The sequence below is a fragment of the Gordonia alkanivorans genome, from assembly GCF_004011905.1.
Lineage (GTDB): Bacteria > Actinomycetota > Actinomycetes > Mycobacteriales > Mycobacteriaceae > Gordonia > Gordonia alkanivorans.
This window is the reverse complement of record NZ_CP027114.1, coordinates 1,557,600-1,581,080: the sequence shown is the minus strand read 5'-3', so window position 1 is coordinate 1,581,080 and position 23,481 is coordinate 1,557,600. Positions and strand designations below refer to the sequence as shown.

Here is a 23,481-nt window from a genome sequence, read left to right as displayed (position 1 = left end):
TCAGACCCGGTTGAGCACACAGCCGTTCATGTCACAAAGTGAACGGATGGAACAGTGAACGGACGGCTTGGCGGGGAACTCGGCGGTGCGGCAACCCTCGAGATGGTGGACAGCTCACGGACGACGCGAACGAGTACCGCACACATCCGGGTGGCTTCCGTCCCTCAGTCGCACGTCTACGTGAGGCACCTCTCACCGGTGAACGGATCGGTCAGCGTTCTCGACACCGGTTCCGTGTCGGTGACCCGACTTCCCGATCCGGTGCCCGCGGGCGGCGCCGAGGTCCCCGGTCGCTGGTGGCCGCCGCTGATGCTGGATCCGCGGTGGATTGCCGAGCACCACAACGAATTCGACGTGTTCCACATCCACTTCGGCTTCGACGCCGTCGAACCGTCGGTGATGGCCGACATACTCACCGAGCTCGACCGGCACAACAAGCCGCTGGTCTACACGCTGCACGACCTCCGCAACCCGCACCATCCGGAACCCGGCGCCCACGAAGAGGTCCTCGACCTTCTCGTCCCGGCCGCCGACGAGGTCATCACCCTGACCCCGGGTGCGGCCGAACAGATCGCGCAGCGCTGGACCCGGTCCGCCACCGTGCTCCCGCATCCGCATGTCGTTCCGCCTGCCCGGTTCGTCCCGCGGGAGACACAGACCGACGAGTTCATCGTGGGTGTGCACGCCAAGAGCTTGCGCGCCAACATGGACCCGCTCCCCGTCATCATGACGCTGCTGGAGGCAGCATCCGACTACCCGGACATGACGATCCAGATCAACCTCCACGACGAGGTCTTCGTCCCCGGGAATCACTGGTACAACCCGGACTTCGGCACCACAGCTCTCGCGTTGTCGCGCCACCCGTACGCCCGGGTTCTGGTACACGAGTACTACACCGACGATCAGCTGTGGGACTACCTCGCCAACATTTCGACATCGGTCCTGCCCTACCGGTTCGGAACCCACTCGGGCTGGCTGGAGGCCTGCCACGACCTCGGCACCTCGGTGATTGCGCCGAGCTGCGGGTTCTATGACCAGCAGCAGGAGTGCTTCACCTATGACTTCGCCGAAGACCGATTCGATCCGGAGTCACTGGTTGCCGCACTCTCCCAGGCATATTCCGCTCGACCGGCACCGGCGATGTGGCGCGACCGCCGCACGCAACGGTCGACGATCGCCCAGGCGCACGCCGGCCTCTACACGCGAGTGCTGGATGCGTGAGCCGCTGCGAATCGCAGTCGTCGCGTCCAGCAGATTCCCGATAGCGCAGCCGTTCGCCGGCGGCCTCGAGGCCCATGTCTGGCACCTGACCCGGGCGCTGACCGTGGCCGGCCACGAGGTCACGTTGTTCGCCGGCGCCGGAAGCGACCTGCCGGTTGACTCGGATCGCCTGCGCGCCGAGCTGTTCGAGCCGTCGGCCGCCGCTCGTTCGGATGTGTCGATGCCGCCGATCGAGGTGCTGCAGGACCACCACGCCTACCTGTCGCTGATGCTCTCGTTCACCCGGAACCCCGGCGACTTCGACGTCATCCACAATCACAGCCTGCATCATCTGCCGGTCGCGATGGGCCCATCGGTGGAGACGCCGATGGTCACCACGCTGCATACCCCACCCACGCCCTGGCTCGAGTCGGCGCTGGCACTGGCACCGGAGACCCGGTGCGTCGCGGTCAGCCGGCACACCGCGCAGGCGTGGTCGCATGTTCTCGGCTCGATACCGGTGGTGCACAACGGTGTCCAGCTGGACCACTGGCCGATCGGCACCGGCGGAGACGACCTGGTGTGGTTCGGCCGGTTCGTCCCCGAGAAGGGCGCCCATCTCGCGATCGAGGCCGCCCACATCACCGGCCGCCGATTGCGGCTCGCCGGACCGATCAGCGACGAACATTACTTCCGCGACCGCGTCGCCCCGTTCCTCGGTGACCGCGTCCGCTACGAGGGTCATCTTCACCAGAATGAACTCGCCCGGCTGGTCGGTTCCGCCGGCGCCGCCCTCGTGACGCCGGTGTGGAACGAACCGTACGGGCTCGTCGTCGCCGAATCCCTCGCCTGCGGAACACCGGTGGCCGGATTCGCCCGCGGCGGCATCCCCGAGATCGTCGGCGACACCGCCGGCGTGCTCGTTCCGGGCGACGACGTCGACGCACTCGCCGAGGCCGCCGAGAAGGCGTTCACCCTCGACCGGCGCGAGGTACGCCGACGCGCCGAGGAGCACTGCTCCGACACCGCGATGATCGACCGGTACACCGGCATCTACACCGAGATGGTGGACGACCGGGAACGCCGGAACACCCCGGCGACTGCGGAGGCGTGCCCGGCATGATCGGCTACTACGTCCACCACCAAGGCCGCGGACACTGTTCCCGGTCCGCCGCGATCGCCGCTCACCTGCAGACCGACGTCGTCGCGCTGACCAGCGCCGAACTGACCGACCCCGCCTTCAGCGAGGTGATCACCCTCGACCGGGACGACGCCGATCCCGCCCCCACCGACGTCGACGCGGGCGGACTGCTGCACTGGGCACCCAGCCGTGACGCGGGGCTGCGCAACCGGATGGCCCGGATTGCGGACTTCGTCGCGACCCGTCGGCCGGATGCGATGGTCGTCGACGTGTCGGTCGAGGTCACCCTGTTCCTCCGGCTACTGGGTGTGCCCGTCGTGGTCATGGCGATGCCCGGTGCGCGTGACGATCCACCCCACCAGCTCGCCTACCGCGCCGCCGACGCGATCATCGCGCCCTGGCCCGGCGACCTGTATCGGCCGGACTGGCTGACCGAGCACCTCCCCAAGACCGTCTTCACCGGTGGGATCTCCCGATTCGACGGACGCCCGCAGGTCTGCCATCCGACCTTCGCCGCCGACGTCCTGGTCCTCACCGGCGCAGGCGGCGATCCGGGAACATCGCATCCCGCAACCGGCCTGGCCGAGGCACTCCCCGACCTGAAGGTGGTCGGTCTCGGGCCGGCCTTCGGAACCTGGGTCGACGACCCGTGGCCGTTCCTGTGCAGCGCCCGCCTCGCCGTCATCGGTGCAGGCCAGGGAAGTGTGGCGGATGCCGCCGCGGCCGGACGCCCCGCGGTCGTGATGCCGGAGGATCGTCCGTTCGCCGAACAGCGAGCCACCGCGAACACCCTCGCGAGGTCCGAGCTCGCGCTCGTCGCCTCGACGTGGCCCGACGTCGACCGTTGGCGGGCCATCGTGGAGTCGGTCGATGACTCGGCACCGATGTGGTCGCGATGGCAGACCGCCGGCGCCGCCGAGCGCGCGGCCCGCGTTGTCGCAGCGGTGGCCCGATGACGACCGGACCGGCCTCCGATCACGGCATCTCCGACGGCCCCGGCTCCGAAACCGTCGCGGTGATCACCATCGTGTCGGGACGCCACCGGCATCTGCGCCGTCAGCTCGAGGCATTCGAGTACTCGACGGTGCGTCCCGCCGTCCACGTCATCGTCGCCATGAACGACCCCGGCGTCGACACCGTCGTCACGGAATCGGCGCCACCGGGGCATCCGATGCGGGTGGTCCACATCGGCGACGAGCCCAGCACGCTGCCGCTCGCCCACGCCCGAAACACCGGTGCCCGCACCGCGATCGAGGCCGGCGCGACACTGCTGGTGTTCCTGGACGTCGACTGCATCCCCGGACCGGTCATGATCGAACGCTATCTCCGTTCCTGTGCCGCGACACCGGAACTGCGACTCCTCTACTGCGGGCCCGTGACCTACCTGCCGCATGACCAGCCGACCTTCGATCCGCGCGAACTCCACCGCTTTCTCGATCCCCATCCGGCACGACCCGCTCCGGGTCCGTGCCAGACGCAACTGTCGTCGGCGATGGCGCTGTTCTGGTCTCTGTCCTTCGCGGTTCACGTCTCCGACTGGCTCGAGATCGGGGGATTCCACACCGGTTACCGCGGCTACGGCGGCGAGGACACCGACTTCGCGATGTGCGCCGCGCGCAACGGGTTTCGGATCGCCTGGGTCGGCGCCGCCGATGCGTATCACCAGTATCACCCGGTGTCGAATCCGCCCGTCGAGCATCTCGAGGACATCCTCCGCAATGCGCGGACGTTCCACCGGCGGTGGGGCTCATGGCCAATGGAGGGATGGCTGGACGGCTTCGCGCAGATGGGCCTCATCCGCTACGACGAGACCGCCGACGACTGGCGCCGGACAGCTACGGAGGCGCTACCCGGCTGACGATCGCGGCTACTCCCGGAACTTCGAGAATCCGATGGTCACCCTCCGGGCGTCCTCTCCGGGCGCAGCGTCGGCGTACCTGATGGAATGCGTGTCGGTGACGGTCTGGACGATGCGCCATCCAAAGGTCGACTCGTCCAGTTCGACGTCGTTCACGAGTTCACCCCGGACCTCCCCGACCACCCCGTTGGAGGCGAGGTGCAGGACTATCTCCAGGGAAGATTCCTCGGCGGCCGCGGAGATCATCTGCGAGCAGATCTCGTCCACCGCGACCTTTGCGTCGATCACGTCGTCGAGCGACCAGTCGTCGATGTACAGAGCCGTCTCCACCAGAGCACGCACCAACGCAAGGCGGTCGGTGGCTGCCGGGACCCGCAGGACCGTCGGCAGACTGCCATCGATCGACAGCTGGGATGTGGCGTCAGAGTCGGTCATCAAATGAGTCTTCTTCGCACGTCGTCTTGAGTGGATTCTTATCGGACCGCTCATGAATGCCCCACGCTGACGTCGTCCAAACTGCGTATTTCCATTTGCACGACTCCCCCATGCGCCAACAGCACGACTCGCAACGTTAGCAGAGCACCTTCCGAATCGACACCGCCAACAGCTACGTTGCAGCGCTCTCAGCTGCAACGACGCCGGGTGCGGACGGGTCTGACGTTTCAGGCGGACGCCTCTGCGGTACCCGATCGGCATCCCAACCGAGTTCACACCACCTGGCGAAGGGACGGCTATGCCAGATCTCACACCGGAACGCGAGGTCGCCTCGCGTGAAGCAATCGCACGCCGACCGGCACGGAAGTCACGCGGCCTGAAAGCCATCGGCCTTCTCGGGTTCGCCTGCCTCGGACTCATGTTGGTGCTCGGCGGCACCGCGATCGCGGCCGGGGCGAGCGACCGGGACGCGACCGTGTGGCTCGCCCTCGGCGCAATCATCGCCGGCCTTTTCGCCATCGGCCTCCTCATCGGCAGCCGAGTGCTGCTACGGCGACGTGCGGGTCGCGACGGCGAACGCGCACATCAGGATCCGATCCAGCCGGAGACGACCGCAGAGGAAGCCGAGCGGTACGAGGAGCGCTACCACGGCTTCCCGGTCGACCACACCGGCAAGCACGAACGAGCGCGTGACGAACGCTCCGCAGACCGACACCACGACGGAAAGGCCTGAAATGCGCGCAGTGACCTGGCAGGGAAAACGCAATGTCTCGGTGGAGACCGTGCCCGACCCCAAGATCATCGAACCCACGGACGCCATCATCAAGGTCACTTCGACCAACATCTGCGGTTCCGATCTACACCTCTACGAAGTACTCGGCCCGTTCATGAACGCCGGCGACATCCTCGGCCATGAGCCGATGGGTATCGTCGAGGAGGTCGGTTCGGACACCGGCGACCTCCGGGTCGGGGACCGCGTCGTCATCCCGTTCCAGATCTCGTGCGGCGCATGTCAATTCTGCAACGACGGACTCATGACCCAGTGTTCGACGACCCGCGTGAAAGAACAGGGCATGGGCGCGGCGCTCTTCGGCTACTCGCAGCTCTACGGTTCGGTGCCGGGGGGCCAGGCAGAGTATCTCCGTGTGCCGCAGGCACAATTCACCCACATCAAGGTCCCGCCCGAGAATCCGGACTCACGATACGTGTATCTGTCCGACGTCCTACCGACGGCCTGGCAGGCGGTCGAGTACGCCGAGATCCCCAGCGGCGGAACGGTCACCCTTCTCGGACTCGGCCCGATCGGCGACATGGCCGCGCGCATCGCCTCCCACAAGGGAGCTCGGGTCATCGGCGTCGACCGTGTGCCAGAACGCATCCGGCGCGCACAGGGTCGCGGCATCGAGACGGTGAACTTCGACGAGGTCGACGACGTCGGAGAGGCGATCCGCGACCTCACCGGCGGCCTCGGCACCGACTCCGTCATCGACGCCGTCGGCATGGAGGCCCACGGGTCACCCCTGAACAAGGCGATGCAGACCGTCGTCGGGCTGCTCCCCGATCCGATTGCCCGCAAGGCCATGTCGGAGGCGGGAGTCGACCGGCTCGGCGCCCTCTACTCCGCAATCGACATCGTCAAACGCGGCGGGACGATCTCACTGTCGGGCGTGTACGGCGGTATGGCCGACCCGCTGCCGCTGCTGACCATGTTCGACAAGCAGATCCGGCTGCACATGGGACAGGCCAACGTGAAGCGGTGGGCCGACGACATCCTCCCGCTGCTCACCGACGCCGACCCGCTCGGAGTGGACACCTTTGCCACTCACGAACTACCGCTCGATCAGGCGCCGGAGGCGTACGACAAGTTCCAGCGCAAGGCCGACGGCATGGTGAAGGTCATCCTGAAGCCCTGAGCGGGATCGAGGGCCCATGCCAGGTGCTCCCGGCATGGGCCCTCGGTAACCGCATACGTGGCCCGGCAGCGTCTCACGCGTGCTTGAGCAGCGGCTCCTCGTACTCCTCGTCGTCGGCGACCTCTTCACGCAGAGTTTCGAGGATCCGGGTGAGGAGCCGCGACACGTGCATCTGGGAGATCCCGATCTGGCGAGCGATCTCACTCTGGGACATCGAACGGAAGAACCGCAGGGTGAGGATCGTTCGTTCGCGTTCGGTGAGTCGAGCAAGCGCCGGCTGTAGCGTGACGAACTCCTCGACCATGTCCAGGCGCTCGTCTTCGTCGCCCAGCGTGTCCGCGAGAGTCCAGCCGTCCGTGGACGAACCAGCTTCGGCGTCAATGGAACTCGCGGTGTATGCGGACCGCGCGACCATCCCTTCGATGACCTCGCCGACCGGTAGTCCGAGGTGCTCGGCGATCTCGCTCGGCCGCGGCGACCGTCCGAGGGACTGCAGGAGTTCCTCGCTGGCCTTCGCGATGTTGAGCGAGGCCTCCTGCGCACGACGTGGCACTCTGATCGACCACGTGCTGTCACGGAAATACCTCTTGACCTCGCCCATGACCGTCGGGACGGCAAAAGCGAGGAAACTATTGCCACGATCGACATCGAATCTGTCGACCGCATGCATGAGACCGATCCGCGCAACCTGGCGCAGATCATCAACCGGTTCACCACGATCGGAGAACCGGCGTGCGACGTGATCCGCGAGCGGTAGGCACCGCTCGATCACTTCGTCGCGTTTCTTGGCACGTAGGTCGTCGTCGCGTTCACTGCGAATCTCTCGCAGTATCGGGAGGACGTCGCTGTAATCGTCGTGCTCGGCGCGTTGTGTCGCCATTTGTCACCACCCAGACGTTCAGATCTTGCGACCGATGGGCTGACTGCTGCCCCATCTAGCATGGATTGATGCCGCGCACGCGACTCGACGCGCATCAGGTACTAGACAATCATGTTCTTCGCCACACGTCCACTTTCGGCGTCTCACAATGCGGGATTTCTTGACGACTTTCTACCGTGACCCGAGTCGGTCTTGTTCGGCATCCGAAGGACCCGTAGGGTAGGGGTGCGGTTCAGGTCGGAGCCGCGCACTAAAGAGCGAGTGGGCACCCAAGGTCCCTCGACTCACGCGACATCACGGCTTATCTCCGTTCAGGACGATCGTGAACTTGGGTCCCGCTCGAACACCAGCGGGCACTCGCCGGGTTCGGTCCACAACAGATCGCCCCTGCAAACGCTTCCACTGAGATGAGACCACCTCATGCCGCTCACCACATCCACCGTTTTCCGTTCGGCGTTCGACGTCGGCACCGGCTCCCCTGAGCGCACGTCACCGCGACGTTTCGATTGCGCGAAATCGTATTGTGTACAGCGCTTTTCCGGCAGCGTCGACCGCGAGACGGCGGCGGACTTCGCTGCTGCGCTCGATCGCGTCGCGCGCGATCGTATCCACGGCGTCGTCCTGGACTTCTCCGCGGTCAACTTCTTCGGCACGGTCGGACTCGTACTGCTGCAGACCTTCGTCGACGATGCCGCGAAGCGCTCTACTCCAGTCGTCCTGGTCGGCGAACGAACTGTCAGCCGCCCCCTCGAACTCTGCGGGATGGCCGGCCGGGTTCGCGTCTTCGAGACCGTCGACGAGGCCGGCCGCACGCTCACCGAAGGCGAGATCGGCCCCAGCACAACAGAGTTCGCGGTCTCCGAGTAGAACTCGACGCAGCGCGCCGGCAGGTCACCTCTTGAGGGTGATCTGCCGTGCTATCTCCACCAGTTTGGTGTTCGACTCCTGGGACAGCTTCTTCAGGAGATCGAACGCTGCCAGCGCATCGATGTCGAAACGCTCCATCAGGATGCCCTTCGCCTGCCCGATCACGTCACGATTGGCCAGAGCGCTGTTGAACTGCTGGTCCTTCTTGATGGTGTTCCAGGCCAGCGCGGCATGGGTCGCGTACACGACGCCGATGTCCTCGGCGTGCAGGTCGAAGACATTCGGTTCGTCCGCGAAGAGGTTGAGCGCCCCGATCTTGTTGCGATTGGCGAAGAGCTGGAACGACAACACGGATCGGATCGGCACCTCGCCCATCGCCCGGCTCCGGTATTTCGGCCACCGCTCGTCGTTCTGGAGATCGTCGACGCGGACCACCCGGTCGTGCAGGGCTGCCGACAGGCAGGGCCCCTCTCCGACATCGGCCTGGATCCGGTCGTGGATCTCCGCGATCTCGTGGGTTGCCCCGAACGATTCGATGGAGCGCCGGTCGGTGGCGACCGTGAGTCCGGCGTACTGGGCTCCGGGGATCTCGGCCACCGCACCGGCCACGATCGTCTTGGCCACCTGTTCGTCGTCGGCTTCGTCGCCGTGCAGCCCTCGTGCCAGCTCCGCGATGCGGAGATGAACATTGTCGGTCGCTTCGGTCACGATCGAACTCCTCTCGAGGCGGCCGACCACGTAGCGAGCCCGGGTCGACACCGCCGCACTGCTTACGGACCCGAATACCAACGTAGCGCCTGCAAACCTCATGAACGGGGTTTCACGGTCCCTGAACGACGTTCCTCCCGCGTACGACGCTCTGGCAGGCTTTGCACCATGCTCCCCATCCTCGACCTCGGCGACGCGGACACCGCCCCCGCGACCTTCCGTGCTGCGCTTCGGGAAGCCGCTCACGACCACGGGTTCTTCTACCTGACCGGCCACGGGGTGCCGGGCGAGTCGCTCACCGAGGTCATGCGGCTGGCACGCGAGTTCTTCGCACTGCCCGACGAGGCCAAGAACGAGATCAGTCAGCTCCAGAGCCCACAGTTCCGCGGGTACTCGCGGCTCGGTGGTGAACTGACCAACGGCAAGGTGGATTGGCGCGAGCAGATCGACATTGGCCCCGAACGCGCGGTCATCCCCGGCGCAGAGGGCTACTGGAGGCTGCAGGGACCGAATCTCTGGCCTTCGTCGCCTGCCGGCTTCCGCACCGCCTTCGAGGATTGGGGTGCTGCGCTGTCGGAAGTCGGGTTGCGGTTGCTGCGGCACTGGTCGGTGTCGCTCGGCGCCCCGGAATCCTTCTTCGACGCGGCGTTCGCCGAACTGCCGGCGACCCTGATCAAGGTCGTTCGCTACCCGGGGACCGCCGACAGCGCCCAGGGCGTCGGCGCCCACAAGGACTCGGGAGTACTGACCCTGCTGCTGGTCGAACCCGGCTCCGAGGGCCTGGAGGTCGAGACAGCTGCAGGCAGCTGGGTGGAGGTCCCGCCCGTCGAGGGCGCGTTCATAGTCAACATCGGCGAACTGCTCGAGGTCGCGACCGGGGGCTACCTCCGTGCGACCCGGCATCGGGTCCGCGCACCCCGCCCCGGGACCGACCGGGTCTCGATCCCGTTCTTCCTCAATCCCGCGCTCGATGAGGTCATCCCGATCATCGACCTCCCGCCCGAACTGGCGACAGCGTCGCGCGGCGTCGAAACCGATCCGGACAACCCGATCTTCAGCACCTACGGTGAGAACGCCTGGAAGTCGCGCACCCGCGCCCATCCCGATGTTGCCGAGTTGCATCACGGAATCATCCCGTCCCAGCCTGTTTCGGCGTACTGAGCCTTTCGGTCGGGCTGAGCAGAACTGTCTGCTCGACGCCGTGCACCCGTGCGCTACACGCGAGCGTCGAGAAGCTCTTCTCCCTCATCCCGGCGACCGACCTCGCCGTCCAGTGGGATCTGCCGACCAAGCTGGCCACCGTCGAGGGCTGGTTTCCCAATCCGTATGCAGGGCATGAGGCGATCTTCGCGGCAACCGCACGCCTGGCGTCCTGGTTCCCGACGGCGCCGAACTCACCTTCCATCTCTGCTACGGCGACTCGAAGTTCGGGGCGTCGCCGTTCATGGGTGATCCGCCGGATGCCGAGGCCGCCGCGCGCGGAGGACGCCACATCCTGCCGCGCGACGCGTCGGCCATCGTCACCGTCGCGAATGGGCTGTCGCGACACGTGACCCGTCCGATCGACGCCATCCACGCCGCGACCGTCGCGCGGAAGCGTGCCGCGATCGTCTCGGAGTTCCTGCCCGACTTCGGGATCTCCACCGAATGCGGGCTCGGCAGGCATTCGCAGGCCCAGCTCGACGCCGTCGTGAGCGCGTACCGCGAACTCGCCGAGAGCCGCGAGCTGGCCACCGCCTAGCCGTAAACCCTGCAAACCCAGCCTTTTTCGGCAGATTCTCCACCCTGCGGGGTGGTGGGTTCGCCGAAAAAGGGTGGGTTTGCTGTGAGTCAGACCAGGTCCGCCACCGGCGCGTGCTCGTCGAGCAATGGCGGCGCCGACCGATACTTCGGCGGAGTCGCGCTCATCCGGATCGGATTGGCCACCGACCGGAACGGTGAGTCCCGGCACGGATCGTCGATCTCGACGACCGGGTCGAGACCGAGACGTTCGGCCAGCGCGATGGCGTCGGCGATGTCGTTGAGCGGGCCACACGGCACCCGCCGCGCGGTGAGTGCGTCGAACCAGTGGTCCGCGCTCGCCGTTGACAGCGCCTCGTTCAGGATCGCCACCAGCTCTTCGCGATTCGCCACCCGAGCACTGTTTGTCGCATACCGCTCGTCGGCGGGTAGGTCCGGGCGTCCGAGGACCTCGCACAGCCCGGCGAACTGACGGTCGTTGCCGACGGCCAGCACGAACGGACGATCCGCGGTCTGGAACACCTCGTAGGGCGCGATGCTGGGATGCCGGTTGCCCATCGCTGTCGGAACCACGCCTGCCGCCACGTAGCCCGACGACTGGTTGGCCAGCGCCGAGATCAGCGACGACAACAGGTTCACCTCGATGCGCTGTCCTTGCCCGGTCCGGTCGCGGTGCCGCAACGCGGACAGGATGCCCACGGCCGCATGCAATCCCGTGATGACGTCGACGACCGCGACGCCCACCTTGGTCGGCGTCTGCGGGTCGGGACCGGTGATGCTCATCAGTCCGCCGACCGCCTGGATCAGCAGGTCGTAACCGGGCAGCTGGTTGTTCCCGCCGAATCCTGTCACCGAGCAGTAGACGATGTCCGGCCGGCGATCGGCGACGGCGTCGTAACCGAATCCGAGGCGATCCATCGTGCCCGGCATGAAGTTCTCGACGACGACGTCGGCCCGATCGACGAGGCGTCGTGCCTCCTCGAGTCCCGCGGGATCGGAGAGGTCGATCGCCACGGACCGCTTGTTGCGATTGACCGACAGGAAGTACGACGACGCCTCGCCCACCCAGGGCGGACCCCACGACCGGGTGTCGTCGCCGATCCCAGGTCGTTCGATCTTGATGACCTCGGCACCCAGGTCTGCCAGCAGCATCGTCGCGTATGGCCCGGCGAGGACCCGGCCGAAGTCGGCGATGACGAGTCCGTCGAGAGCTGCGCGTTCACTCACCGGAAGGCGGCTTGGCCGGTGAGGGCGCGGCCGATGGTGAGCTGGTGGACCTCGGAGGTGCCCTCGTAGGTGAGGACGGACTCGAGGTTGTTGGCATGCCGGATGACCGGGTATTCGAGCGTGATGCCGTTGGCGCCCAAGATGGTTCGGCATTCACGGGCGATCTTGATGGCCTCGCGGGTGTTGTTGAGCTTGCCGGTGCTGATCTGCTCCGGGCGGATCTCACCGCGGTCCTTCAGACGACCCAGATGGTAGGCCAGCAGGTGCCCCTTGCCGACCTCGAGTGCCATGTCGGCGATCTTGGTCTGGGTGATCTGGTAACCGGCGAGCGGCTTGTCGAAGACCTCGCGCGACTGCGAGTAGTCGATGGCGGTCTCGAGGCAATCGCGGGCAGCGCCGATCGCACCGAAGATGATGCCGAAGCGGGCCTCACCGAGGCTGGTCAGCGGCCCGCTCAGGCCCTGGGCCTTCGGGAGCATCGCCGAACCGGGCAAGCGGACGTTGTCGAACACGAGCTCGGAGGTCACCGACGCGCGCAGCGACATCTTCTTGTGGATCTCCGGCGCGGAGAAGCCAGGTGTGTCGGTGGGGACGACGAAGCCGCGGATACCCTCGTCGGTCTGGGCCCAGACGACCGCGACGTCGGCGATCGAGCCGTTGGTGATCCACATCTTGGTGCCGTTGAGCAGCCAGTCGTCGCCGTCACGCTTGGCGTTGGTGCGCATGCCGGACGGGTTGGAGCCGAAATCGGGTTCGGTCAGGCCGAAGCAACCGATCGCCTCACCGGCAGCCATCCGCGGCAGCCACTCGTTCTTCTGCTCCTCCGAGCCCCAATGGTGGATGGAGAACATCGCGAGCGAGCCCTGCACCGACACGAGGCTGCGGATACCGGAGTCCACGGCCTCGAGTTCGAGGCAGGCCAGGCCGTAGGCGGTCGCGCTCATGCCCGGGCAACCGTAGCCCTCCAGGTGCATGCCGAGCGCACCGATCTGGCCCAGTTCCCTGGCGATCTCCCGCGCCGGCAGCTCGGCGTTCTCGAACCAGTCGCCGATATGCGGCCGCAGACGCGCATTGGCGAAGTCACGGACGGTATCGCGGATCGCGATCTCGTCGGCGTCGAGCAACGAGTCCAGGGCGAAGAGCTGCGCCAGGGTGCTGGGTCGGGACATCGGAACCTCCGGGGGTCGGGCCTGTAACTGATGGTACAAGTTCAGCGAGAACGTTTGCGAGAACGTTTGCATGAGCTACCGTAGGTGCTCGAACGCGCAGCGTCAACAGTGCTACCGACAGGATGGGGGACCAGCGTGGCCGGAGGTCAGCGACCGCCGACCCTCAAGGAGATCGCGAAAGCTGCGGGTGTCCACGTGTCGACGGCGTCTCGGGTGCTGCGACAGTCCGAACCCGCCGACGGCTGGTCGGAGTCGGCACTGCGGGTTCGCGAGGTCGCCGATGAGCTGGGCTACCAGCGCAATCTCTGGGCGGCGAGTCTGCGGACCCGCAAGACCACCACGCTCGGCGTCGTGATGACCCGCCTGACCGACGGCGTGGTCGCCACCACCTATCAGGGCATCGAGGAGGAAGCGACGCGGGCCGGCTACTCGGTGCTGCTGTCCAGCCCGCCCGACGACCCGGAAGCCCAGCGCGCGGCCATCGAACTGCTCGTGGGACGTCAGGTCGACGGCCTCCTGCTCAGCGGGCTGCACCGACCGGGCAAGGAATTCATCGCGTCCCTGCGCGTCGGGGACGTGCCGATGATGACGCTGACCCGGCACGCCGATGCCGGGCTCCCGTTCGTCGGCGGCGACGACGTGCGCGGCGGCGCGCTTGCCGCACGCCATCTGATCGATCGCGGGTACACCGACCTCGCGGTGATCGCCGGCCCCGCCCACGCCACGACGGCGACGGATCGGCTGGCCGGCTTCCGGTCCGAGACCGCCGCGGCGGGGATCGAGCTCCCCGACCATCGGATCGTTCCGTCCAGTTTCGAGGTGCGCGGGGGCACCGAGGCGGGGCGGATTCTGCTCGACGCACCGGACCGGCCGAGAGCGATCTTCGCGGTGTCCGACACCATCGCCGTCGGCGTCCTCGGCGTCGCTCGCGACCTCGGGCTGCGAATCCCCGAGGACTTGGCACTCGTGGGCTACAACGACATCCCGATCGCCGCGCAGCTTCCCGTACCGCTCACGACGATCCACTCCCCCGCCCTGGAGATCGGCCAGACCGCGGTCCGTGGACTCTTGGATCTGACGGCGGGACGTGACGTGGAGTCGCGACGTCTGCCGGTCGAGCTGGTGGTCCGCGGCACCACCTAGAAGTCGCGGGAGCAGCTAGAAGTGCTGTGCGCCGCCGTCGATCGAGATCTCCTCTGCGGTGATGAATTTCGACTCGTCCGACGCGAGGAAGGCCACCGCGTTCGCGACCTCGCCCGCCTCTGCGGCGAACTGGTTCAGGAAGGTCATCCCCATACCGGCGAGGCGCGGGTTGGCCTTGTTGGTCTCCTCGATCCGCTCGACCATGCGGCCCGAGCCCATCGGCGTGATGACCGCGCCCGGATGCACGGTGTTGACGCGGATGTCGTACTGCCCCAACTCCGCAGCGAAGGCGCGCGACATCCCGACCAGGGCGTGTTTGCTTGTCGTGTAGTGGACCATGAACGGCTGCAGCTTCTTTCCCGCCAGGGAGCTGATCAGGATGACCGATCCCCCGCCGCGGTCGATGAGGTGGGGAGCCGCCGCGGTAACCGTGTTCCACACGCCGGTCACGTTGATGTCCATGGTGTCGCGAAAGCTCTCCGGGGACACCTCGTCCCAGGTCTCGGGGATACAGATCCCCGCGTTGGCGACCACGACGTCGAGTCCGCCGAGTGCCTCCACCCCCTCGCCGACCGCCGCGCGGAGTCCGTCCAGATCGCGGGTGTCGCACCGGGTCAGAATCGCCTTGGCGCCCAGATCTTCGACGAGTCGCTGGGTCTCGGCGAGATCGTCCTCGGTCGCCGAGTCGTAGGGCACGCCCGGCAGTGGTCCGGCGAGGTCGACGCCGACGATGTGCGCCCCTTCCGAGGCCATTCGCACCGCGTGCGCCCGCCCCTGCCCCCGGGCAACGCCGGTGATGAACGCGACCTTGTCTGCCAGCCGTCCCATGCCACTCCCTGTCCGCCGGATGCCGGAACCCGATCGGGCCCCCTCGGCGCGACTCTACGGATTGACGGCGGCCGCGCGGGCGGAGTCGAGGGCGAAAAGGTTCTCGTCCCAGCCATCGGCGAGGGGTCCGAAGAAGTGGAAGCGGACCTTCTTGACCCGGTACAACCAGTGCCCGTCCTGCTTGACCAGCGTGTCGGTGTATCGGCCCGCGGCGATCGAGGCGACGCCGTCGAGAACGCACGGCTGCCAGAGGAACGATCGCGCCGTCGCCATGTCACCGTCGATGTCGATCTCGAGGTTCGTGATGAAGTGCCAGAACGAGGTGAGGCCACCGTCGGCCAGGCCGGCGAAGAACGCCCGCATCTCGGCCTTGCCCCGCGGGTTCGAGAAGCCGTCGAACTCCCCGTCTTCGGTGAACAGTGCCATCAATTCGTCCCAGTTGCCGTCGTCGAGGTGGCGGCAGTACCGGGCGTCGAGCGTGCGGATGGCCTCGATGTCTTCCAGAAGGGCGAGCCGCGACGCCAGCTCGGACTCGGTGGTCATGATTCCTCCATTAACGTTCGTTCACGTGATCCACACCATAAGCGCGAGGCATAGGCAGGTCAACCGAGCGGCCTGCCTCCATCATTGCTGGTGAAACCGCATCGCCCTAGTCTGTGCACATGAACACCCGATCGCCTTCGCCGACCGCAGCATCCCGCGACCGCATCCTCGACGCCGCGCTCGACGAGTTCTACACGGCCGGTTTTCACGGTGCGACGATGCGAACCATCGGCAATCGTGCAGGTTGTAGCGCCGCCAACGTCTACAACCATTTCGAGAACAAGTCCGATCTGCTGGTCGAGATCCTGCGAACCGCGAGCGACGAACAGTTCACCGCGACCCGCAACGCGATCCGCCGGGCCGGCAAGGATCCCGCCGAACAGTGGCGCGCGGCGGTCGTCGCCCATGCGCTGTACACCGCCCAGAGACCGCGCGAGTGCCTTGTCGCGAACACGGAGCTGCGCTATCTGGGCGAGATCGATCGCAAGCGGGTGGTCGGGTCCCGCGACGCCCAGGAGCAGCAGTTCGTCGACATCGCCGAAAGGGCGGTCGAACAGGGACTTTTCCACGTCGACAGAGTCCATCAGGCGGTTACGGCCGTACTGCTGATGTGCGCCGGCATCCCGGTGTGGTTCCGACCGGACGGCCCCCGGACCGCAACCCAGGTCGCCGACGACTACGGGCAGTACGCACTCAACCTCGTCGGATACCGGACCCCGCTCAACCCATTGACCCGGGCCTGACCCGGTGCTCTAATGGTGAACGACCGTTAACGAGCGATCAGGCCGACCCGATCACTCCGGCCCGCATTCACTAGGAGAAGGCCATGACCCATCGGCCGTCACAGCCCCGGACCGACAGCCCGCGCTACCTGACCGAGGAGCGCATCGCGATCCGCGACCTCGCCCGCGACTTCGCGATGAAGCAGGTCATGCCGGTTGCCAACGAACTCGACCCCGTCCAGGGCACCATTCCCGACACGCTCAAGAAGGCGATGGCCGAGGTCGGGTTCTTCGGCATCATGATCCCGGAGGAGTACGGGGCCTCGGCCTCGGAGTCTTCAAGTACTGCCTTGTCGCCGAGGAACTCTCACGTGCGTGGATGAGCGTGTCCGGCCTGCTGGCGCGCGGCAACGGCATGGGCGGCGGTTTCACTCCTGAGCAGGAGGCCGCGATGCTGCCCCGCGTGGCGCGCGGCGAATACCTGGGCGCGTATGCACTTTCCGAGGCGGAGGCGGGGTCGGACGTCGCCAACATCTCGTGCCGGGCGACACGCGACGGCGACGAGTGGGTCGTCAACGGCACCAAGATGTGGTGCACCTACGCCGACGAGGCCGACTACCTGGTCCTGTTCGCCCGCACCGATCCGAACAAGGACCCGGCCAAGCCCCACCGCGGTATCAGCGCCTTCCTCGTCGAGAAGGAACGCGGCGAGTTCCCCGAGGGCATCTCCGGCACCAAGGTCCGCAAGATCGGCTACTTCGGTTGGAGCACCTGGGAATTGTCCTTCGACGACTTCCGCATCCCGGCCGACCGGATGCTCGGCGAGGAGGGCAAGGGCTTCTACCTCGCGGTCAGCGGTCTGGAGGTCGGGCGTGCCCACACCGCCGCCCGTGCCATCGGCCTGGCCCGCGCCGCACTCGAGGACTCCATCGCCTACATGCACACCCGCAAGCAGTTCGGCCACGAACTCGCGGACTTCCAGCACCTGCGTTTCAAGATCGCCACGATGGCCGCAGACATCGAGGCGGCGCGGCAACTCATGTACTCGGTCGCCACCGACATCGACACCGGCCGGCGGTGCTCGCTCGAGGCGTCGATGTGCAAGCTCGTCGCCACCGAGATGGCCGAACGGGTGACGAGTGAGGCCGTCCAGATCCATGGTGGCGCCGGCTACACCACCGATTTCCAGGTCGGACGACATTGGCGCGACGCACGTCTCACCAAGATCTTCGAGGGCACCAGCGAGATCCAGATGCGGATCATCTCCGACGAGCTGCTGGGCAGGGCCGGGTCATGACCACCGCCATCGCCTCGCTCCGCGTCGGAGTCCGCACCTCCACCCGAACCCGTCTGGTCGCCGATGTCCTCGACCGTCACGGACTCCGCATCCCCTCTCGTTCACAGTCTTTCGGGATGGTCGTCGCCGAGTATCTGACCGACGCGGTTCCGTGCGCGGAACGTGTCGCCATCACCTGGTCGGCAACCGCCCCCATCGCGGAATCCGACCACGTCCATGCGACCACCGTGGTGACCAGAGTCGGTGCCGACGGGATCGACCGGGAGGTCCGCCTGGTCGACGACGCCGGACGCGTTCGCGAATCCGGCACGGAGACATGGCGTACCGAGGCCAGTCCCGAGTCGGTGCCCTCCCTCGACTTCTGCTCGGTCGAGTGGGGTGAGCTACTGCGCGCTCGCCTGCACCGGGACGCCGCGTTCACCTCGTCGGTCTCCACCTGGGACGGCACCGTCGGACTGCGGTGCGGCGAGCGCGAGGTGCACCTCCGCATCTACCAGGGACAGGTCATCGACGTCACACGGCGCGCCCCGCTGGGTGCCACCTTCACCTTCGAGACCTCCCCCGCCACCTGGGTGGATCTCCTGCTGTCCGACTCGGACGACTTCATGCGCCGCGCTCTCCGAGGAGAGTTCTCCTCCGCCGGAAACGGTTACGAGTACCTGAGATTGACCAAGCCGTTGCACGCGATCATCCAGAACGCGCGCGCATTGGCACGGGAGGTGCACTCATGATCGAGGCACGCTACCTCGAGATCCAAGGCGCCCTGGCGTTCGTCGAGATCGTCACCGCTGGTTCCACGTCCCCCCGGGAATGCAACGGCGACACCCCGACCGTGCTGTGCATCCACACCGCGGGGCAGAGCGGCGTCCAATGGCGCCGTGCCGCACAGGACATCGCCGACTGCGGGTACCGCGTCGTCGTGCCGGACCTGCCGGGCCACGGCCGTTCCGAACCCTGCCCGACGGGCCCGATCACCAACCTCGTCGACTACGCGGACTGGTTGACCGCCGTCCTGCAGCAGCTGGGCATCGAGCGTCCTTTTGTGATCGGCTGCTCCATCGGCGGGAAACTCACGCTGGAACTGGCGACGCGGCCCGATTATCCGCTCGCCGGGGCCGTCGCGATGGCCGCCGAGACCGGGCCTGGCCGGGTCAAGATCGCCGGCCTGCGACGCGAACTCGAGGATGTGGCCGGACCGGCGCGTGCGGAGCGCACGTACCTCGGCAGTCTCGCGTCCGTCGGGCGGGCGGTACCCGCCGCACAGGCACATCTCATCGGCCTCATGCACAAACGCGAGGACCCGGAGATCTCGTCGTCGGACCTCATCGGCTGGGGCAGCCACGACGTCCGCGACCGGCTCACCGACCTCACCTGTGGGCTGCATCTGATCTGCGGCGCCGACGACCCGTGGATCAGCGTCGACGCCGTCCGTCGCGCCGCCGACGAGATCAACGAACTCGACGGTCCGCGTGCGCAGTTCACCGAGCTGGCCGGGTACGGCCACTACCCGATGGAAGAGCTCCCCGACTTCGGTGCCCGCGCTGACGCCTGGCTCCGATCCCTGCCGGCCGGCACCCGCACCCCGGAGGCCGTGTCATGACCGTCACGACCCATCCCACGCTCGCCGGGATGCTCGCCGATCTCGTCCACGAGTCCCCCGACAGTCCGGTCGCGATGGACATCGCCGGCGGCGAGGTCATCACCCTCACCCGAGCCGAACTCGGCCGCCGTGTCGACCAGCTACGGGAAGAGCTGTCCCGCATCGGCGTCCGCCGCGGCCAGTGCCTGGCGGTGTACCTGCCCAACTGGTCCGACGCGCTGGTCTGGCAGTTCGCCGCATCAGCTCTCGGCGCGCATGTCATCGGGGTCAACACCCGGTACAACGTCGGCGAGGTCATGCACATCCTCACCTCGGCGCGACCAGCGGTGGTCGCCGTCCCCGCGGAGTTCCACGGACTCGACGTCTTCGGTACCCTGCGCGAGGCGAGCTCGACGGCCGACCCCGTCCCGGCGATCGCGGTCGTTCCCGGGCCTCTGACTCCACGGGCAGCGGCGGCCGATTTCGACCTCGGCGCCGGGGCCTGGATCGCCGGAAGCGGCGACACCACCGGCGTTTCCGCACCTGCGACCCCGTCGACGACGGCTTGGACTTCGGCGGGCGACCGTGCCGCAGACACCGGCGAGCTCGCGGTCGCGTTCACGACCTCCGGCTCGACCGGGACACCGAAGCTCGCCGCACACCGGGATTCGGCCGTGGTCCGGCATGCGCATGCCGATTCCGTGATCATGGGGGTCCGCGAGGGCGACGTGATCCTCGGCGTCCTTCCGGTGTCCGGTGTCTTCGGATTCAGCACTGCCATGGCCGGTCTCGCGGGTGGCGCAGCCATCCTGATGGAGCCCGTCTTCGACGCCGCGGCCACCCTGGAGAGGGTGGAGTCGCTGCGCGTCACCCACATCGTCGGCGGTGACGATCTTTTCGGGCGCCTGTACGACACCTGGCATGAGGGCCGGCGAGCGGATTTGACCACGTTGCGGTGGCTGGGCATCGCCGACTTCCTCGGCCGCTCCCACGACATCGCGCGTTGGGTACGCGACGAGGCCGGAGCCGAGACGACCGGCGTCTTCGGCTCGTCGGAGGTCTTCGCCCTCGCGCTGCTCTGGTCGTCCGACGACCCGGAGTCGGTGCGTTGGAACGGCGGTGGCCGTCCGGTCGAGTCCGCCATCGAGGTACGCGTCGTCGATCCGCTCGATGACCGTGTCCTGGCCACCGGCGAGGAGGGTGAGCTGCAGTTCCGCGGCCCCAACGTCGTCGACGCATATCTCGGCAACCCGGATGCCGCCGCGCGTGCGTTCACCGCGGACGGCTGGTTCCGCAGCGGCGATCTCGCACGCGCACTCGACACCGGCGGATTCCGCTACGTGTGCCGCATGGGAGATGTCCTGCGGCTGCGGGGTTTCCTCGTCGACCCGGCCGAGATCGAGCACCGCCTCGCCGAACACGAGAACGTACAGACCGCGAAGGTCGTGGGGATCACCGGTTCGGGTGGTTACACCGAGGCCGTGGCCTTCGTCGTTCCGGTCGATGACGGCGCAGACCTCGACGCCTCGTCGTTGAAGACCTGGTGCCGTGATCGCCTGGCCGCATTCAAAGTGCCCGCGGCCGTACACGTCATCGAGCGGATGCCGACCACGGTGGGCGGCAACGGAACCAAGATCCGGGCCGTCGAACTGCGCGAGTGGGCGCAGCGATGGTCCGGCCAGGAAGTGGACTACCGCAAAGGAACACCCGCATGACCGTCACCACGCCACCACCCGCAGCCGACGACGTCGTCATCTGTGAGCCGCTCCGCACTCCCGTGGGACGGTACGGCGGATCGTTCGTCGACGTACCCGCCACCGAGCTGGCTGCGACTGTTCTCTCGGAGCTGTTGCGACGCACCGAGATCGATCCGTCGAGCATCGACGACGTGATCTTCGGTCAGTGCTATCCGAACGGTGAGGCGCCGGCGATCGGGCGCGTCGCCGCACTCGACGCGGGACTCCCCATCACCGTGCCGGGATCGCAGCTCGACCGCCGCTGCGGCTCGGGCCTGCAGGCGGTTCTCGACGCCGCGATGCGCATCCAGACCGGGGTCGCCGACCTGGTTATTGCCGGTGGCGTCGAATCCATGAGTCGCGCAGAGTATTACACCGAGTCGATGCGGTGGGGCGCCAAGGGTGCGCCGGCAACTCTGCACGATCGCCTGGCGCGTGGCCGCGTCACGTCGGGCGGAAAGAACCATCCGGTTCCCGGCGGGATGCTCGAGACCGCGGAGAACCTTCGGCGCGAATACTCGATCCCGCGTCAGGAGCAGGACGCGCTCGCCGCCGAATCGCATCGCCGCGCCGTGGCCGCCATCGACAGCGGCAAGTTCGCGGAAGAGATCGTCCCCGTGTCGGTTCCGCAGCGCAAAGGCGACGACAAGATCGTCGACCGCGACGAACATCCCCGGGCCGACACCACGCTGGAGTCGCTGGCTCGTCTCCGGCCGATCATGGGCAAGTCCGATCCAGACGCGACCGTCACCGCAGGCAACGCCAGCGGCCAGAACGACGGAGCCGCAGCCACGCTGGTGACCACGCGTGCGAACGCCGAACGCCTCGGACTCAAGCCCCTCGCGCGCCTGGTCACGTGGGCGGTCGCCGGTGTCGGACCCGAGGTGATGGGCATCGGCCCCGTCCCGTCCACCGCCAAGGCACTCATCCGCGCAGGCCTCGACCTCTCCGACATCGACCTCATCGAACTCAACGAGGCATTCGCGGCTCAGGCCCTGGCGGTCACCCGGGAGTGGAAGTTCTCCGACGCCGACTTCGAACGCACCAACGTCAACGGATCGGGCATCTCACTGGGCCATCCGGTCGGCGCGACCGGCGTGCGGATCCTGACGACGCTGCTGCGTGAGCTGGACCGTCGCGAAGCTCGTTTCGGACTCGAGACCATGTGTATCGGTGGCGGCCAGGGACTGACCGCGATCTTCGAGCGGGTGTGACCCCCGCCTGAGTCCTCCGGTGCGACTAGGCCGGGGTGATGCCGAGGCGGGCCTGGGCGTCCCGGAACATGGCCACGACCGCCATCCGCACGTCGGTCCGGTCCTTGATGGGGCGGTCCCAGTCGAATCGCATCTCGACGACGCCCTCCGGGACCGTGGCGTCGAAGATCGCCACCCGGTCGTCGAATCCGGTCATCACGGCCGCGGTCGCGTCCGGGCGATCTCCCAGCGCCCTGCAGATGACCAGCGAATCGTCGGCGTGGTCGCCGTTCATGTGCGCCAGCACGCCGGCGACCACCTCGTCGGCGAACGGTGAATTCGGCTCGTGACCAGGCATGTAGACCTCTGTTCGGTTCGTGCGTGTACTCAGTTGGTTCCGGGTGTTTGACGCCGGGCGTCGTGGGGCATACGCGTCGCGGAGGAATGCACCACCCCGACATTTCTCCGAGAGGCCCGCCGGGCGCCAAACCCCCTCGACGCCTGGCGGGCCGACTGCGGATCGTCTCATTCGGTGCGGTGTCATCCAGCGCGGGGCGCGAACCGCGCCACCCAGCCCTCGAAATACTCGACGTCGCCGCCATGTGCCTCGAACCAGCCCCACGGTCCGCCCCGGTGACCGGTCAGGGCGTCGATGACGAGGTCGATCGCTTCCCGCGGCGTACGCAGGATCGGCGCATCGAGCGAAATGCCCTTCGGAACCCGATCGCGCTGCTTCAGGCGAGCCAGCACGCCGGCGATGTTCTCCTCGGTCCGCCGATAATCGGCCACGACCGCGGCTTCGTCGACCCCCGCGAGCAGTGCGGCGATCGCGACGATCACGCCGGTGCGGTCCTTCCCGGCCGCGCAGTGCACGAGGGTCGAACCGGCCGCGTCGAATGCGTTGAGAGCCGCCGTCAGTCGATCCCCGCCGGTCTGCAACATCGCGGTGTAGATGTCCGACAGCGCGGTGTCGGCGAGGCGGTCGATCCGGGCGCCCGACGACACCTGGCGGTTGACCAGCCGCACCTCGGCCGGCCAGGTCAGCCTCAAGGCACCGCGTTCGGACGGGTCGCGCAGATCCACCACGGTCGACGGCGGCCACGGCACCCCGACGGGGTCGTCGTCGTCCGCGTACGGGGCGTCGCTGCGGATCAGCACCCCGGGCGAGGTCGTACCACCGGAGACGAGCGGCAGCCCACCGAGATCGCGGATGTTCGCGAACGAACGCAAGACCCGATCGGTATCGCGCTCATCAGCAGTGGAGAAGGTCACTCCGGCCCCTATCGTCTCGCCCGGCTCAGG

The 23,481-nt window shown here is 67.3% G+C and carries 24 protein-coding genes and 2 pseudogenes; 17 read left to right on the top strand and 9 right to left on the bottom strand.

The window, feature by feature from the left end:
* The first annotated feature begins 54 nt into the window (after positions 1-54).
* Genes C5O27_RS07230 through C5O27_RS07215 form a run of 4 tightly spaced genes read left to right on the top strand, consistent with a single transcriptional unit; the run spans position 55 to position 4,199 of the window.
* Positions 55-1,221, top strand: a complete 1,167-nt coding sequence (locus tag C5O27_RS07230) for a glycosyltransferase family protein (RefSeq protein WP_127962312.1) — start codon at positions 55-57, stop codon at positions 1,219-1,221.
* A complete protein-coding gene (locus C5O27_RS07225) occupies positions 1,214-2,323 on the top strand; it encodes a glycosyltransferase (RefSeq protein WP_127962311.1) in 1,110 nt (369 codons plus the stop codon). The genes C5O27_RS07230 and C5O27_RS07225 overlap by 8 nt, the downstream gene beginning before the upstream one ends.
* Positions 2,320-3,297 carry a hypothetical protein gene (locus tag C5O27_RS07220; protein ID WP_127963781.1) on the top strand — a complete coding sequence of 326 codons (978 nt, stop codon included), beginning with the start codon at positions 2,320-2,322 and terminating at the stop codon, positions 3,295-3,297. The genes C5O27_RS07225 and C5O27_RS07220 overlap by 4 nt, the downstream gene beginning before the upstream one ends.
* Positions 3,294-4,199: a glycosyltransferase family 2 protein gene (locus C5O27_RS07215; RefSeq protein WP_127962310.1), complete on the top strand. Its 906-nt coding sequence runs from the start codon at positions 3,294-3,296 to the stop codon at positions 4,197-4,199. Before C5O27_RS07220 ends, C5O27_RS07215 begins: the two co-directional genes overlap by 4 nt.
* A gap of 9 nt (positions 4,200-4,208) precedes the next feature.
* On the opposite strand, the gene C5O27_RS07210 is transcribed toward C5O27_RS07215, so the two are convergent.
* On the bottom strand, positions 4,209-4,634 hold the full coding sequence (locus C5O27_RS07210; protein WP_006358176.1) for an anti-sigma factor: 426 nt from the start codon (positions 4,632-4,634) through the stop codon (positions 4,209-4,211).
* Positions 4,635-4,932: 298 nt separating this feature from the next.
* Here C5O27_RS07210 and C5O27_RS07205 point away from each other — a divergent pair, with 298 nt between their 5' ends.
* Together C5O27_RS07205 and C5O27_RS07200 are read left to right on the top strand one after the other, a co-directional pair.
* On the top strand, positions 4,933-5,367 hold the full coding sequence (locus tag C5O27_RS07205) for a hypothetical protein (protein ID WP_127962309.1): 435 nt from the start codon (positions 4,933-4,935) through the stop codon (positions 5,365-5,367).
* Position 5,368: 1 nt separating this feature from the next.
* A complete protein-coding gene (locus C5O27_RS07200; protein WP_127962308.1) occupies positions 5,369-6,547 on the top strand; it encodes a zinc-dependent alcohol dehydrogenase in 1,179 nt (392 codons plus the stop codon).
* Between the two features lie 73 nt (positions 6,548-6,620).
* Here the strand turns inward: C5O27_RS07200 and C5O27_RS07195 are convergent, their stop codons facing one another.
* Positions 6,621-7,427: a SigB/SigF/SigG family RNA polymerase sigma factor gene (locus C5O27_RS07195; RefSeq protein WP_127962307.1), complete on the bottom strand. Its 807-nt coding sequence runs from the start codon at positions 7,425-7,427 to the stop codon at positions 6,621-6,623.
* Positions 7,428-7,847: 420 nt separating this feature from the next.
* Between C5O27_RS07195 and C5O27_RS07190 the strand changes: the two genes are divergently transcribed.
* Positions 7,848-8,294: an STAS domain-containing protein gene (locus tag C5O27_RS07190; protein WP_006358180.1), complete on the top strand. Its 447-nt coding sequence runs from the start codon at positions 7,848-7,850 to the stop codon at positions 8,292-8,294.
* A 24-nt stretch (positions 8,295-8,318) separates the two neighbouring features.
* Here C5O27_RS07190 and C5O27_RS07185 read toward each other — a convergent pair whose 3' ends face one another.
* A complete protein-coding gene (locus C5O27_RS07185) occupies positions 8,319-9,002 on the bottom strand; it encodes a GAF and ANTAR domain-containing protein (protein WP_006358181.1) in 684 nt (227 codons plus the stop codon).
* Between the two features lie 168 nt (positions 9,003-9,170).
* On the opposite strand from C5O27_RS07185, the gene C5O27_RS07180 reads away from it, so the two are divergent.
* Both C5O27_RS07180 and C5O27_RS07175 read left to right on the top strand, forming a co-directional pair.
* Complete coding sequence (locus tag C5O27_RS07180; RefSeq protein ID WP_006358182.1) at positions 9,171-10,163, top strand: isopenicillin N synthase family dioxygenase; 993 nt, start codon at positions 9,171-9,173, stop codon at positions 10,161-10,163.
* Between the two features lie 47 nt (positions 10,164-10,210).
* A pseudogene (locus C5O27_RS07175) lies at positions 10,211-10,743 on the top strand (hypothetical protein); the annotation flags it as partial.
* 89 nt (positions 10,744-10,832) lie between these two features.
* Here C5O27_RS07175 and C5O27_RS07170 read toward each other — a convergent pair.
* Both C5O27_RS07170 and C5O27_RS07165 read right to left on the bottom strand, forming a co-directional pair.
* Positions 10,833-11,969: a CaiB/BaiF CoA transferase family protein gene (locus C5O27_RS07170; protein ID WP_127962306.1), complete on the bottom strand. Its 1,137-nt coding sequence runs from the start codon at positions 11,967-11,969 to the stop codon at positions 10,833-10,835.
* Positions 11,966-13,138, bottom strand: a complete 1,173-nt coding sequence (locus C5O27_RS07165) for an acyl-CoA dehydrogenase family protein (RefSeq protein ID WP_127962305.1) — start codon at positions 13,136-13,138, stop codon at positions 11,966-11,968. The genes C5O27_RS07170 and C5O27_RS07165 overlap by 4 nt, the downstream gene beginning before the upstream one ends.
* A gap of 135 nt (positions 13,139-13,273) precedes the next feature.
* Here C5O27_RS07165 and C5O27_RS07160 point away from each other — a divergent pair, with 135 nt between their 5' ends.
* Positions 13,274-14,281 carry a LacI family DNA-binding transcriptional regulator gene (locus C5O27_RS07160; RefSeq protein WP_127962304.1) on the top strand — a complete coding sequence of 336 codons (1,008 nt, stop codon included), beginning with the start codon at positions 13,274-13,276 and terminating at the stop codon, positions 14,279-14,281.
* A gap of 15 nt (positions 14,282-14,296) precedes the next feature.
* Here C5O27_RS07160 and C5O27_RS07155 read toward each other — a convergent pair whose 3' ends face one another.
* Positions 14,297-15,109: a mycofactocin-coupled SDR family oxidoreductase gene (locus C5O27_RS07155; protein WP_127962303.1), complete on the bottom strand. Its 813-nt coding sequence runs from the start codon at positions 15,107-15,109 to the stop codon at positions 14,297-14,299.
* 54 nt (positions 15,110-15,163) lie between these two features.
* Positions 15,164-15,652 (bottom strand): nuclear transport factor 2 family protein, encoded by a 489-nt coding sequence (locus C5O27_RS07150; protein WP_127962302.1) that lies wholly within the window; start codon positions 15,650-15,652, stop codon positions 15,164-15,166.
* 119 nt (positions 15,653-15,771) lie between these two features.
* On the opposite strand from C5O27_RS07150, the gene C5O27_RS07145 reads away from it, so the two are divergent.
* From C5O27_RS07145 to C5O27_RS07120, 7 genes and pseudogenes are all read left to right on the top strand, one after another.
* Complete coding sequence (locus tag C5O27_RS07145; protein WP_035752851.1) at positions 15,772-16,395, top strand: TetR/AcrR family transcriptional regulator; 624 nt, start codon at positions 15,772-15,774, stop codon at positions 16,393-16,395.
* A gap of 83 nt (positions 16,396-16,478) precedes the next feature.
* Positions 16,479-16,792: pseudogene (locus C5O27_RS23205) on the top strand (acyl-CoA dehydrogenase family protein); the annotation flags it as partial.
* Positions 16,790-17,671, top strand: a complete 882-nt coding sequence (locus tag C5O27_RS07140) for an acyl-CoA dehydrogenase family protein (protein ID WP_425269607.1) — start codon at positions 16,790-16,792, stop codon at positions 17,669-17,671. The pseudogene C5O27_RS23205 and the gene C5O27_RS07140, both read left to right, overlap by 3 nt.
* Entirely contained in the window at positions 17,668-18,402 is a 735-nt protein-coding gene (locus tag C5O27_RS07135) for a hypothetical protein (RefSeq protein WP_127962301.1), read from the top strand. Before C5O27_RS07140 ends, C5O27_RS07135 begins: the two co-directional genes overlap by 4 nt.
* Entirely contained in the window at positions 18,399-19,271 is an 873-nt protein-coding gene (locus C5O27_RS07130) for an alpha/beta fold hydrolase (protein WP_127962300.1), read from the top strand. Before C5O27_RS07135 ends, C5O27_RS07130 begins: the two co-directional genes overlap by 4 nt.
* Positions 19,268-20,965, top strand: a complete 1,698-nt coding sequence (locus C5O27_RS07125; protein WP_127962299.1) for an AMP-binding protein — start codon at positions 19,268-19,270, stop codon at positions 20,963-20,965. The genes C5O27_RS07130 and C5O27_RS07125 overlap by 4 nt, the downstream gene beginning before the upstream one ends.
* The gene (locus C5O27_RS07120; protein ID WP_127962298.1) at positions 20,962-22,200 is read left to right on the top strand and encodes an acetyl-CoA C-acetyltransferase; all 1,239 of its coding nucleotides are present in this window, start codon (positions 20,962-20,964) and stop codon (positions 22,198-22,200) included. The genes C5O27_RS07125 and C5O27_RS07120 overlap by 4 nt, the downstream gene beginning before the upstream one ends.
* A gap of 25 nt (positions 22,201-22,225) precedes the next feature.
* Here C5O27_RS07120 and C5O27_RS07115 read toward each other — a convergent pair whose 3' ends face one another.
* Positions 22,226-22,537, bottom strand: a complete 312-nt coding sequence (locus C5O27_RS07115) for a DUF2470 domain-containing protein (protein WP_127962297.1) — start codon at positions 22,535-22,537, stop codon at positions 22,226-22,228.
* Positions 22,538-22,719: 182 nt separating this feature from the next.
* Positions 22,720-23,451: a tyrosine-protein phosphatase gene (locus tag C5O27_RS07110; RefSeq protein ID WP_127962296.1), complete on the bottom strand. Its 732-nt coding sequence runs from the start codon at positions 23,449-23,451 to the stop codon at positions 22,720-22,722.
* Positions 23,452-23,481 lie beyond the last annotated feature (30 nt).